Consider the following 12873-nt stretch of genomic DNA (forward strand, 5'->3'; position numbering starts at 1 on the left):
TTTAATCCTCTCCATCACTTTTTCGTCTTAATTCTTAAAACTGTAACCGAATATTTATCAAAAGTATAGTCAAAACTATTACTTATTCCCTTTATTTTCTTTGTCTTGGGAGTTATTAAATTTGGTTGCTCAAAGCTATTTTCATCTTCCAAATTAGAGGATGTTAGTACTATTGCTGTACCTTCTGGATTAATCTTGTCTTGAGCAATCCCATTTAGATTAATTCTAACTTTTCTATTTGAGGAAGATATATTGACCACTTTTATTATAATGTCATTGTTTGAATCTATTGAGGCATTTGCATAAATGTCTTTGATAATCATGTTGTCAACTACATCATGAATCAATTTCCCATCAAGATAGCATTTAATTCTATTACCATTCAATTCAATTTTGATATCATACCATTTGTTGGGCATAACTGTAACATTTGCTGATTTTCCAACAATATACTTTGTACCATTTACACATCTTTCAATGGCTGTTGTTGTATTTCCCCATCCTCCAATGTTCCACCAATAATAATTGTTTGAATCCTTTAATCCGAATATAATCAAGAATCCTTCATTACCGCTTACTTTTCTTGCCTTAACTTGAATGGTATAATTACTCCAATTTGAATCTCCAGCAACAGCGTAGCAGTTTTCAGCATTACTTGTCTGTGAAAATATCCCATTTTCTATATTCCACATTCCTCTTATGATTTGCCATTTGCCATATGAGTCTTTAAAATTATCAACAAAAAGCGTTCTTTTAGTTTTATTGTCTATAACCTTAAAGTCTTTAAACTCGGCTTCTGTAATCCATGTACCAAGCCCGACCATGCCAGTAATATTTGCTGATTTATTAGATGATGTGGTTTTGAGAGTAATTGGTAATATATATTTTCCCTTATTTTCATTGAAAATTTTTTGAACATAATAATTTGGTGTTGCATAAGCCATTTCATTATTAAACTTAATAAGAGTTGGTTCCCATTGTGTTGCATATTGTTTTGCTAAAAGTGGGGCGTAAGATGCCATCAATACAACATCTGAATTTTTCTCTAAACCCAATAAATAAGCAGCTTCTGCAAGTGCAGCTTCTAAATTATTTCTCCTCCCAAGTCCATGCGCAGCATATTCCCCCACAAATACCTTTGGGCCTTTTCTGTCATATGTTGAGTATCTGTCCGTATTCATCAAAAACCATTCGGGTGCCATGTAATAATGCTCATCAATTATATCTGCCTTCTTCGTCATTTTAGCCCATGCCCATGCATCATCAAATATCTTTCCACTTGGAGCAGGTCCAGCTGCAAAAATTACCTTTATGTTAGGATATTTCTTTTTAATTGCATCATAGAACTTTTCATATCTGATATAATAATCTGTCCCCCATTGTTCATTTCCTATGGCTATGAATTTCAAGTTAAATGGTTTTGGATGCCCTAACTTTGCTCTCACAGAACCCCATTTTGTTTTTACATCCCCATTTGCAAACTCGATTAAATCTAAAGCATCCTGAATGTACTCATCCAGTCTATTTATATCTACCATATCACCATTTCTTGCTTGACAAGCCATACCGCAGTTTATAACTGGCACAGGTTCTGCACCTATATCCTCACAAAACTGAAAATATTCATAAAATCCTAAACCAAACGACTGATAGTATCCCCATAAGTTTTCTATTGTCGGACGCTCTGAAATATCCCCTATAGTATTCTTCCACCTATATGCGGTTGCCATTGTCCTTCCTTCTACTATGCAACCACCGGGGAATCTTAAAAAAGCTGGCTTCAAATCTGCAATAAGCTTTGCGATATCATATCTTAATCCATTTTTTCTATTCTTCCATGTTTTCTGAGGAAATAGAGATACCATGTCCAAATCTAATATTCCTTCTTTAGCTACTTTTATCACAAGTTGACCATCTGAAATTGTATTAGCCGCTTTAAAGGTCAGCTCATATTGTTTCCAAGCATTTGTGATTCCCTTTACTTCAACCTTTGCCCCTATCTTTCCATTGTCATCTTCAATGGTTGCTATAATGGTATTGATTTTGTTATTTGGAGTTCTTGCATATAAAGATAACCTATAGGATTCTCCTGATTTAATAGTTATACCATTGTAACCATAGTTAACTATTTTTACGCCTTTGTCAATTTTATTTACCTGCACTCGAAGATAATGTGGATTTTTACTGCTAATACTACCTTTGTCCTCTACAGAAAACTCAACTTTATCATTTCCTATTGCGCTTATATCCCAACTTTGAAGACCGTCTGGAAACTCAAATGACCTATTTTGAACAAGTTCTGCATAAAGCCCTCCATCAGCACCTGAGTTTATATCTTCGAAAAAGGCACCATAGAGCATTGGACTAATAGCAATACCTTTTTTGTTTACATCTATTGATATCGATTCCTGGAAAATATTACTACTTGATGATCTTTCAGATGCTACGCTCTCTTGCTGCATCCAATATCCTCCTACTAAAATAGAAATCAAAAAAATTATCAAAACAAAAAAAATTAAATTTCTTCTTAATTTCATTGCTCATCTTGCACCTCACATGAGAATTTTTACCATATCCCATGACCCAACGTTTTCTTAGATATTATATTTGCACTTATCAACAATACAAAATTAATAACAGAATTGAATAAGCCTACTGCAGTTGAAAAACTCCATTGAGCTCCCATTAAACCAAGTTTGTAAACATATGTAGCAATAATTTCAGAAGATTCAATATTTAAATTGTTCTGCATCAAGTATGCCTTTTCAAAACCAACAGACATAATATTTCCTATTCCAAGTAATAGCAAAGTAATTACCGTTGGCATTATTGCTGGTAAATCAATATATCTAATTCTTTGTAGTTTTGTTGCTCCATCAATTATTGCAGCCTCATGAAGCTCAGGGTCTACATTTGTCAAGGCAGCCAAATAGATGATCGCATTCCAGCCTATATGCTGCCAAATATCTGACCATACATAAACATGTTTAAAAAGCGCAGCACTACCCAAAAAATTAATAGATTCAAGTCCTATCTTTTTTAAAAGCAAATTTACTATACCAGTTTGATCTGTTAAAAAAACTTGCAAAATTCCTACCATTACAACTGTCGAAATAAAATGAGGAGCAAATGTAACATTTTGCACCACTTTCTGAAGTGGTTTATTAGGTAAATAATGCAAAAGTAGTGCAAATGCTATGGTAAGAGGAAAACCTACAATAAAACCATAAACACTTAGAGTCAATGTATTGAATAACAACTGACCAAAATTATATGCAGTAATAAAATCATAGAAATATTTTAAACCAACCCATTTACTTTTAATTATCCCTATCAAAGGGTTATAATCTTTAAAAGCAATAATTACACCATACATAGGAATATATAGAAAGACAACTACATAAATTAAAGTTGGCAACAGCAAAATATATAATCCCAAACTATTTTTAAATTCTTTCAATGCAATTCTTTTTTTCTTTTGCTTTATTTCAAAAGCGCCTTTTGTTGGAATGGTTGTATCAGACATTTAGTATTCCCCTCTCTTCATCAACTGACTAAGCAAAAAATGTACATATTTGCTTAAGAGAGGCTGTCTCAAAACTGGATAAGACAGCCTCTCTCTATTATTATCTAACCACTGTAAATTGTTACTTTATTATTTACCAGAAGAGAATGCTTTAAGATTCTTCATAAATCTTTCATATGCGGCTTGATTTATTTTCAGCCATTCTTGCAATTTCATCTTATTTAGTTCTTTAATATATGCATTCCATTCTTTATCGATTGTACCTTTCATTATCCATTCAGCAGCTTTTCTATTTGCGTAATTAATCAAGTTGGTTTGAATCTGATTCATTTTGTCAGCTTCATCTGCTGAATAGAATACTGGTGGCCATGGATCAGGATCTGCATATGGTGCTACATATTTCTTCATAAAGTTAACTTTCTGATCAGTATAGGTGAGTCTCAAGATCTTTGTATAACCCGGATCTTCAAAAACTGCCCAAGGAACGCTGTGTGCAGGGGATACTTTACAACGCCATTGTTGTTGATTCATACCAGCTGGTGGATCAGGAATATAGTACCACCCTTCTGGACTTTTCTTAAGTCTTACTCCAAATTCACCCTCAATAAGTTCAACTGACATCTTCTCATCATACATCGTGTCAATGTATCTAATCGCAACTTCAGGCATCTTACAAGCTCTTGTTATTACGGCACCCCATCTATCATATCCTGGATATGCAGCGTGATACATAACTGGTTTTCTTCCATTTGGCCCTTTTAGTGGCGGCATATAGTCATAGTATTCATGAGCAGTTTTTGTAGAAAAATCATCATTTATATCCCATAAATCAGCATATCCAACAATATAAGGCTGAGCGTTTAATTTTGAAGCTTTCTTAGCATAATCTTGGGTAAACCATTCTTTATCAATAAGTCCCTCTTTCCAAAGTTTGCTCAACCATTTAATAGCCTCTTTGTATTCTGGCAATGTTCCTAAAAATACAACTTTTCCATTTCTTACATCAGCGAAATACCATCGTGCACTTATTCCAAACGAATCCATTAAGTAACCTAAACCATGCATAGTCATGGGGTCACCTATTGCTGTAATTGGGATTTCATCAGCTTTACCATTCTTGTTTGGATCTTTTGTTTTGAAAGCAATCATTACTTTTTCAAACTCGTCTATATTTGTAGGCATTTTTAACCCTAAATCTTTGAGCCATTTTACGTTAATAACACCAACACCCATCCCTTCTCGATACATCCATGGACCCTCATTTACGCGAGGAGTTGTATATATGTGTCCGTCAGGTGCAGTTACTAATGCTTTCGTTGCCGGATGTTTTTTGAATATATTTTTTAGGTTAGTAGTATATTGATCAATCAATTTTTCCAATGGTTTAAAAACACCCATTCCACCATACTTCGCTAACTCAAAATCCGTGCAACCAAATATAATATCTGGTAAGTCTCCGCTTGCTAACATTAAGCTCTTTTTCTCAGCAAATTGGCTACCTGGCATAATCCATTTAATATGCACATTTGTTAGTTTCTCTAATCTTTTGAATTGATTGTACTCATTATAATCCTTGGGCATATCTGCACTGTAATTGTTTACTAAAATTGTAAGCGTTACTTTGTTTTTAACTATCGGGAAGCCAGTTTTGTTGAAATTGGACGATGCATTAACAAGCATCATTGTGGAGACAGCAATTATAGAAACAACAAAGCAAACAATTACACACCATGATAATCTCTTTAAAAACTTTTTCCTTCTCATTTCCTAAACCTCCTCCTCTTTTTAACCTTTAATAGCTCCCAACATAATACCCTTTACAAAATACTTTTGAACAAAAGGATAAAACACCAAAATTGGTAAACTTGAAATAATCATTATAGAATATTTAACAAGTTGTGCAGTTTTGAGACGCTGTGTTATATCACTTACATCTTGCATAGCACCTCCCATCGTTACCTGATTAGAAATTAAAATGTCTCTCAGAACAAGCTGCAGTGGATACTTTTCTGGAGATTTTAAATAAATTAGAGCGTCAAAGAAAGAATTCCATTTGCCAACAGCATAAAATAAAGTCATAACTGCTATAAGAGGAACTGATAGCGGAAGAGCAATCATGAAGAAAAACCTTAAGTCACCACATCCGTCAATCCGAGCTGCTTCAATAAGTTCATCAATCCAACTGCCTTCATAAAATGACTTTGCAATAATTACGTTAAAAACTGATACGGCAGTTGGAATTATCATCACCCAGAATGTATCTAACAAACCAAGACTTTTGACTAAAAGATATGTAGGAATCAAACCCCCATTAAAGAAAAGAGTAAATGTAAACATCAAAATTATAAACCTTCTACCGAACAAGTCTCGACGCGAAATTGCATACCCAGCTGATAATGTTAAAAAAACACCAACAACTGTACCCACAATAGTATAAATAATTGTATTTTTATATCCTGTCACAATTTGTGGATAGTGGAATAATCTTTGATATCCCAGAAGAGTAAACCCTTTAGGCCAAAACAGCACTTCTCCTCTGTTCACTAAGTCAGGATCACTAAATGAAGCTATTATAACAAAATACATCGGATATCCAACTATTATTAAGACTAATAGCATTATACAATAATTGAAAACATCAAAGATCTTGTCGCTTCTAATTTGTCTTATTGAATGGGAATTCACTTTAATCCCACCTTCCTTACTTTTTAATTAAGATTCTCTTCTTGTATTATGTGTTTTTTGCCTTATATCATTTTATACCTCCTTATTTTGTTTTAGTATTTTCTAAAATATTTGATTTTAATTTCAACTTTGTAATTACATTATATAAACTTTTTTAAATTTTGTCAAGCATATTTCAAAAAAAATTATAGAACTTGTACATGTACAAGTAACTAAATAGCAAATATATTTAGTTTTTTAAAAATTTATTTGAATAAAACTGAAAATACTTCATATTCTATCTTGCAAATTATTTTAAAACCAGCTAAAATAAAAATGTTCAAATCTATAAAAAAAGGGTGGAATAAAAATCATGAAACAAATAGACAATCTCAAAGAAGCAAAAATTCTCTTTGAAGCTTTAGCATCTGATGCAAGATTAGAGATTATCAATCTCCTGAGTAAGCATCGCGAAATGAACATGAATGAAATTGCACAAAAACTTGGGCTTACGAATGGCGCAGTTACTCAGCACATGAAAAAGCTAATTGCTGCTGGGATTGTTACAATCAGTGCAGCTGCAGGAAAACATGGCAATCAAAAGATTTGCCGTCTTGTTGAAGACAAGATAATTATTAACATTGTAACAAAGCATCCTCAAAAATTATATGAGTGCGAAATCAAAGTGGGAAATTACTCTATCTTTGAGGTTTATCCAACCTGCGGACTTGCTACAAAAGACAAATTAATTGGAGAGGTGGATGACCCCAAATACTTTGCTCATCCAGAACATGTTAACTGTGATATTATCTGGTTTACAAAGGGCTATGTAGAATATATAATCCCTAATTTTCTGCGCCAAAATCAAAGAGCTGTTGAAATTCAAATTTCATTTGAAATTTCTTCAGAAGCCCCAGGTGTTAGTGAAAACTGGCCTTCAGATATATACTTTTACTTAAATGGAGTTGAACTTGGTTACTGGACAAGCCCAGGGGATTTTGGTGGAGATGTCAAAGGAATTTTTACACCTGATTGGTGGTTTCCTAACTGGAACCAATATGGGCTTTTAAAACTTCTTTCTGTTTCTGAAGATGGGACATATATAGACGGATTTAAAATTTCCAATGTCACCATAAAAGATATTGACATAGAGTCCAAAAATGAAATAAGGTTCAGAGTTGCTGTGCCTGATCATGCAAAAAACATTGGAGGAGTTACACTATTTGGAAGGCACTTTGGAAACTATGACCAGGATATAAAGTTCCGAATATTTTATGAGGAAGTATAAAACAAAAGAGGGGAATGTTCCCCTCTTTCGAGCTCTCAAGCTTTTAATTACTTTCTATGTAAACTATGAAGCTCTCACAACTCTTTTTAAAAATCGAATATCAATTTCATGCTCAACTGTCATGTCACGCAAATATTCAAACCCTTCTTTTAATCTTCCTGTTTGCTGCTCTAAATTGTCAAATCTTTTGTACACCTCATCTCTGAACATAATCATCTCTGTTCGGAACTCTGTCAAGAACGCAACCTGGTCATATACAGCGTTCATTCTTCTTGTCAGCTCTTTGTCATTTTCTTTTAATATAACAATGTCCTGCTTAATAGTCTGAACATCTTCCTCTAACTTAGTAACTCTCTGTTCAAGCATGTCTAATCTCATTTCAACAACGTCAAGCCTCTGCTCAACCTTGTCAAGCCTCTGCTCAACTCTATCAAGCCTCTGCTCAACTCTATCAAGCCTCTGCTCAATCTTATCTAATCTTTTCTCAATAGCATCAAGTCGCCCATTAATTTTTTCGAGAGATGAAAATATAGCTTGCAAAACATCACTTTCTGGCATTTTTTGCCTCCTAAATTTCAAATTTTATAGATAGAAAGATTATATCATAATTCTTTTACCAATTTTTCTGTATTTTTATTCCATATCTTTTATAACCTGAATCTGGTCTCTTGCAAGTTCAAGAATGTGAGGATTGTTTCGAGCTTCTTTGCTTGATATAAGCCTTGAAAACCATTTTCTTGCCTCGTCAATTTCACCTACTCGTCTCGAAAGCTCACCTATCAAGTACATGACCGTTGCCAAATCTATTTCATCTCCTGACCCTTCTTCATGTTCAAAAGCATCCTTATATGTTTGGAGGGCAAGTTTTTGAAATTCAAGCTCTTTTTCTTTATCTTGACTTAGCCTGTAGAGCCATGAAATTCTCAGCAAAATCCCTGCAACCTCATATTTGTTGACTTTTCTCTTAGATGTTGCTGTAATCAAAGCCAACTTGTACAATGTAACAGCATCATCTACTGTTCTTTCAAAAGGAATCTCTCTTTTTACCCACTTTGAAGCAACCTTTTCTTTTAATGATTCTACATCCCATTTTGTAAGTTTCCCAAAATTTTTGCTGAGAGCTGCATAACCACATTCCCCGCAGACAATAACATCATACAAAAGAGGATTGACGCCCTTGTAGTAAACACAAAGGTCAGTATCCCTGCTCTCTATAAAAATTGCTGAACTTTTCACAAACGGTGCTTTGATTGGGCTGCCGCATACAGGGCACTCTAATGTTTTTTCATAAATGTCCATTTTTCTTATCCTCTCCCCTTAATCATAGACAGATGAAGAGACAGTCTCTTTTGCTTTTGTTCCAACCAGTATTACAGCATTTACAGGTTTATAATAGTCATAGGACAGAAGCTTTCTTTCTATTAACTTGCCATCTTTATAAACAAGCATATAAGTCTTTACTTTCAAGCCGTTTTGGGGTTTATTGGAAAGCTTTTCTACTCCTTGCGGAAGTGTTGGGTCATTCTTGTAAACCTTTTTATATGGTACTCTTTCGATTACTTCCGATTCGAACTTAACCACTTCACCCTTGTGATTATTTTTACCATAAAGGTTAACCGTCACAGTATTTTGGGAAGTATAACTTTCAACATAGATAGGTGCACTTGTTGTGTTCTTGAATTTAAAATCTATTGAACCTGAAGCAATTGTTGCATCCCTGCCAGGTGGCACGTACGAAATTAGAGCTGAATGAGGTGCTCTTTCCACAACCTTCAGCTGAGCCATCAAAACTGCATTGTACATAGTGGTTGCTATTTGACAAAGTCCACCACCAACACCGTCTACAAACTCGTTATTGACAATTACTTTGGCAATTTTAAAACCATTCTCAACCGTTACAGGTCCAATTGCCTTTGACAGTGAAAATACTTCGCCCGGCATCACTAAGCTACCATTTATCTTTTGCGCAGCCACCCTTATATTTTCGCTTCTTGCAACATTTGAACTATCAAACTTTGTGGTAAACGAACCTATTATTTCTTTTATTTTTGACAGCTCACTTGCTGTGATTCGCGGCATTACTTTTAAAAATCTTGCATAAACCTTGCCTTCTTGCTTGTTTTTAATCATATCTTTTAATTTATTCAAAAGATAGGCATAATCAAGTTTTTTCCCTACTCTCTCTGAAGTTATAACAAACTGGTCTCCTACTTTTTTGATACTTGCATTAACAGGCGATTGATAGTGTGTGTTGAAAAGCTCATCTACAAACTTTTTGAGTTTATCTTGATCATACTCAAAATTAAGTCTTATTATAACTGGATTTTCATAAACCTTTTTTATCTCTTTAAACCGTGTTGCAAGGTTGCCCTTTCTGCCAATTGAATATGCCTTTTCTACTGCCTTGTCTATATCCATCTTTATTCCAAGAGAAGAATACTCAAGAAAATAACTTTTGCCTTCAACTATAACTTCAATTTTTTTGTTCTGCAGCGGCTCAAAATATGTCTTTTTTAAAAGCTCAAGAGCCTGCTCTGTGGTAAGTCCACCCAAATGGACACCCTCAACATAAACACCCTTATAAATCCTATCTGTGTCAAGAACTTTTGTAACATTGTTATAAAGAGTATATCCCAAAACTGTGCTTGCTATCAAAAGCACTACTACAATCCCAATTAATATATACCTTCTCACCTCAAAATTTACCCCCGTCCAGCAATTGCTTCAAAGCCCTTTTCAAGAGCCAAACAGTTTAAATTATAAATTTCTTCTGTTTTTGAAAACTCTCTTAAAACATCTTTTGCCTCGTCAACTGAAAAGTTCTGCTTTATTGCCAAATATGCGCCAAACATTACGATGTTTGCAACTCGAACATTCCCTACTCTTGAAGCAATCTCAGTTGCCGGAATATAATGAACATTTACATCATTTCTATTTGCAGAAGTATCCACAAGAGAACTGTTTACAAGTAAAAGTCCACTTTTTTTTATTGCATGTTCAAATTTTTCAAGCGAAGGCTTGTTTAAAACAAATAATGTATCGGGATTAAACACAACAGGAGAACCAATCATATCACTTGAGATTATAACACTGCAGTTTGCTGTCCCACCCCTCATTTCAGGTCCGTACGACGGAAGCCATGACACATTAAACCCCTTTTTCATTCCAAGATGGGCAAATACCTGGCCTAAAAAAAGAACACCCTGGCCACCAAATCCTGCAATTAAAATCTCCTCTGTCATCTTCAAATTCCCCTACCTTTATCCTTGAAAATTCCCAAACTGTAGTATTTTAGCACCTCATTTTCTATTCTCTTCATGCTCTCACTCGGCGAAAGTCCCCAGTTTGTAGGGCAGTTTGAAAGCACTTCTATAATAGAAAAGCCTTCATTGTTCATCTGAACTTCAAAAGCTCTTCTTATTGCCTTTTTTGTGAACTCAATATTTTTTAAGTTATGTATTGAAGTTCTTGCAACAAAGGCAACACCATCAAGTGGCACAAGCATTTCACAAAGCTTTATATGATAACCTTGCACCTTTGGGTCACGTCCGTATGGAGATGAAACTGTCACCTGTCCAGGAATTGTTGTCGGTGCCATCTGACCACCTGTCATAGCATAAACTCCGTTGTTAACAAATATAGCTGTAAAGTTTTCACCGCGGGTTGCTGCATGTATGACCTCAGATGTTCCAATTGCCGCAATATCACCGTCACCTTGATATGAAAACACAAGAGCATCTGGAATACTTCTTTTTACACCTGTTGCAGCGGCTGTGGCTCTCCCATGAGCTGCTGCCACAAAGTCAAAATTAAAATAGTCATATATAAAAACTGCACAGCCAACAGGTGCGACACCTATTATTTTACTCTCTTTGTAATCCTCGTCAATAACCTCAGCAATCAGTCTGTGAATGATTCCGTGACCGCACCCTGGGCAATAATGCATACTCTCTTTTGTCAAACACTCTGGTCTTTTGAATTTCATCCTATCATCTTCCTCTCAAATTTGATGAGCCCCATTTGCTACTTTTTAAGGGAATAATAAAAGTCCATTATTTCTTGAATTGTGGGAACCATGCCGCCTGTTCTTCCATAAAAGTGTACTTCTTTTTTCCCTTCCAAAGAAAGCTTAACATCCTCAAGCATCTGTCCTAAATTCATCTCAACGTCAATAAAAAATTCTACTTCCTCTTTTAATGCATAACTTTTTAGCTCATTTTCTGGAAATGGCCAAAGCGTAATTGGTCTTACAAGCCCAACCTTCTCACCAGCTTGTCTTAATCTGTTTACAGCACTTTTTACAATCCTTGCACACATTCCAAATGAGACAAAAATAACCTTTGCATCATCTGCTAAGTATTCTTCGACCATTACCTCATTTTCCTTTATTTTTTTGTACTTTTCCTTTAGCTTTAAATTATGTTTTTCAAGCTCTTCTGGAACAATATAAAGAGAGTTTGTCACTCTTTTTTCTCTATTTCTCTCGCCTGTCACCGCCCATAGTTTTTCTACCTTTTGTGGTTGATAGTTTTCGTCGAACTCAACAACCTCCATCATCTGTCCAAGCATTCCATCACCCAAAATCATAACAGGGTTTCGGTACTTGTCTGCAAGGTCAAACGCCTTTATTGTAAGTTCCACTGCTTCTTGCACAGAAGATGGAGCAAGTACAATCACCTTATAATCTCCATGTCCGCCACCTTTTGTAGCCTGAAGATAATCAGACTGGGCAGCATTTATATTGCCAAGCCCTGGTCCACCTCTCATAATGTTGACAATCACGCATGGAAGTTCTGCACCTGCTAAATATGATATACCCTCTTGTTTAAGGCTTATTCCTGGACCAGATGATGATGTCATAACCCGCTTGCCACAGCTCGATGCACCATATGCCATGTTAATTGCTCCAACTTCGCTCTCTGCCTGAATAAATACACCGCCATTTTTTAAAAGCTTTTTAGCCATATACTGCAGAAGTTCTGTCTGAGGGGTGATTGGATACCCAAAAAAACATTCACAGCCAGCCCTCAGTGCTGCCTCAGCAATGGCTTCATTTCCTTTCATAAGAATTTTCAAAGTCTACTCACCTACCTCAAACACTATATCAGGACAAACCTTATAGCAGCTTCCACAGCCAATACATGAGTTTTGGTCTTTTACTTCAACAGGATTATACCCTTTTTTGTTTATTCTGCTCCTGTCAATATACAAGATTTTCTTTGGGCAGATTTCCACGCAAAGTCCACAACTTTTGCACTTATCATACTCGATTTTGAGCTTCAACTTATCAACCTCCAAAATGGCTTCTTATCTTATTATATACCTTTTAATGGCATATACAAGAGAATATTTTTTTATCTCTTCTAAAAGCTCCTCTTCAAATAGATTCTCTTCA

The 12873-nt window shown here is 35.1% G+C and carries 12 protein-coding genes; 1 reads left to right on the forward strand and 11 read right to left on the reverse strand.

Annotated features, from left to right (window positions below; translation table 11 throughout):
* Nucleotides 1–14 precede the first annotated feature (14 nt).
* From OTK01_RS08160 to OTK01_RS08175, 4 genes are all read right to left on the reverse strand, one after another.
* Nucleotides 15–2537, reverse strand: a complete 2523-nt coding sequence (locus OTK01_RS08160; protein ID WP_029228245.1) for an alpha-L-arabinofuranosidase C-terminal domain-containing protein — start codon at nucleotides 2535–2537, stop codon at nucleotides 15–17.
* A gap of 29 nt (nucleotides 2538–2566) precedes the next feature.
* Nucleotides 2567–3526: an ABC transporter permease gene (locus OTK01_RS08165; RefSeq protein WP_029228244.1), complete on the reverse strand. Its 960-nt coding sequence runs from the start codon at nucleotides 3524–3526 to the stop codon at nucleotides 2567–2569.
* Nucleotides 3527–3655: 129 nt separating this feature from the next.
* Entirely contained in the window at nucleotides 3656–5290 is a 1635-nt protein-coding gene (locus OTK01_RS08170; protein ID WP_029228243.1) for an ABC transporter substrate-binding protein, read from the reverse strand.
* A gap of 21 nt (nucleotides 5291–5311) precedes the next feature.
* Nucleotides 5312–6211 carry a carbohydrate ABC transporter permease gene (locus OTK01_RS08175; protein WP_029228242.1) on the reverse strand — a complete coding sequence of 300 codons (900 nt, stop codon included), beginning with the start codon at nucleotides 6209–6211 and terminating at the stop codon, nucleotides 5312–5314.
* 352 nt (nucleotides 6212–6563) lie between these two features.
* On the opposite strand from OTK01_RS08175, the gene OTK01_RS08180 reads away from it, so the two are divergent.
* Nucleotides 6564–7478 (forward strand): ArsR/SmtB family transcription factor, encoded by a 915-nt coding sequence (locus tag OTK01_RS08180; protein ID WP_029228241.1) that lies wholly within the window; start codon nucleotides 6564–6566, stop codon nucleotides 7476–7478.
* Between the two features lie 63 nt (nucleotides 7479–7541).
* On the opposite strand, the gene OTK01_RS08185 is transcribed toward OTK01_RS08180, so the two are convergent.
* The 7 genes from OTK01_RS08185 to OTK01_RS08215 all read right to left on the reverse strand — a co-directional run bounded on the left by OTK01_RS08185 (nucleotide 7542) and on the right by OTK01_RS08215 (nucleotide 12761).
* Nucleotides 7542–8036: a coiled-coil domain-containing protein gene (locus OTK01_RS08185; protein WP_029228240.1), complete on the reverse strand. Its 495-nt coding sequence runs from the start codon at nucleotides 8034–8036 to the stop codon at nucleotides 7542–7544.
* Between the two features lie 75 nt (nucleotides 8037–8111).
* The gene (locus OTK01_RS08190) at nucleotides 8112–8777 is read right to left on the reverse strand and encodes a DUF2225 domain-containing protein (protein WP_029228239.1); all 666 of its coding nucleotides are present in this window, start codon (nucleotides 8775–8777) and stop codon (nucleotides 8112–8114) included.
* An 18-nt stretch (nucleotides 8778–8795) separates the two neighbouring features.
* On the reverse strand, nucleotides 8796–10172 hold the full coding sequence (locus OTK01_RS08195) for a VanW family protein (protein ID WP_029228238.1): 1377 nt from the start codon (nucleotides 10170–10172) through the stop codon (nucleotides 8796–8798).
* 8 nt (nucleotides 10173–10180) lie between these two features.
* Nucleotides 10181–10720 (reverse strand): 2-oxoacid:acceptor oxidoreductase family protein, encoded by a 540-nt coding sequence (locus OTK01_RS08200; RefSeq protein WP_029228237.1) that lies wholly within the window; start codon nucleotides 10718–10720, stop codon nucleotides 10181–10183.
* Nucleotides 10721–10722: 2 nt separating this feature from the next.
* Nucleotides 10723–11463 carry a thiamine pyrophosphate-dependent enzyme gene (locus OTK01_RS08205; RefSeq protein WP_029228236.1) on the reverse strand — a complete coding sequence of 247 codons (741 nt, stop codon included), beginning with the start codon at nucleotides 11461–11463 and terminating at the stop codon, nucleotides 10723–10725.
* Nucleotides 11464–11501: 38 nt separating this feature from the next.
* Nucleotides 11502–12554 carry a 3-methyl-2-oxobutanoate dehydrogenase subunit VorB gene (locus OTK01_RS08210; RefSeq protein ID WP_029228235.1) on the reverse strand — a complete coding sequence of 351 codons (1053 nt, stop codon included), beginning with the start codon at nucleotides 12552–12554 and terminating at the stop codon, nucleotides 11502–11504.
* Between the two features lie 3 nt (nucleotides 12555–12557).
* On the reverse strand, nucleotides 12558–12761 hold the full coding sequence (locus OTK01_RS08215) for a 4Fe-4S dicluster domain-containing protein (protein WP_013403518.1): 204 nt from the start codon (nucleotides 12759–12761) through the stop codon (nucleotides 12558–12560).
* Between the last annotated feature and the right edge of the window lie 112 nt (nucleotides 12762–12873).

It is taken from the genome of Caldicellulosiruptor acetigenus, from assembly GCF_026914305.1.
Lineage (GTDB): Bacteria > Bacillota > Thermoanaerobacteria > Caldicellulosiruptorales > Caldicellulosiruptoraceae > Caldicellulosiruptor > Caldicellulosiruptor acetigenus.

Coding starts and splice junctions, on each gene's coding strand:
- OTK01_RS08160 (WP_029228245.1), bottom strand. CDS start 2,537: ATGAAATTAAGAAGAAATTTAATTTTTTTTGTTTTGATAATTTTTTTG.
- OTK01_RS08165 (WP_029228244.1), bottom strand. CDS start 3,526: ATGTCTGATACAACCATTCCAACAAAAGGCGCTTTTGAAATAAAGCAA.
- OTK01_RS08170 (WP_029228243.1), bottom strand. CDS start 5,290: ATGAGAAGGAAAAAGTTTTTAAAGAGATTATCATGGTGTGTAATTGTT.
- OTK01_RS08180 (WP_029228241.1), top strand. CDS start 6,564: ATGAAACAAATAGACAATCTCAAAGAAGCAAAAATTCTCTTTGAAGCT.
- OTK01_RS08185 (WP_029228240.1), bottom strand. CDS start 8,036: ATGCCAGAAAGTGATGTTTTGCAAGCTATATTTTCATCTCTCGAAAAA.
- OTK01_RS08190 (WP_029228239.1), bottom strand. CDS start 8,777: ATGGACATTTATGAAAAAACATTAGAGTGCCCTGTATGCGGCAGCCCA.
- OTK01_RS08200 (WP_029228237.1), bottom strand. CDS start 10,720: ATGACAGAGGAGATTTTAATTGCAGGATTTGGTGGCCAGGGTGTTCTT.
- OTK01_RS08205 (WP_029228236.1), bottom strand. CDS start 11,463: ATGAAATTCAAAAGACCAGAGTGTTTGACAAAAGAGAGTATGCATTAT.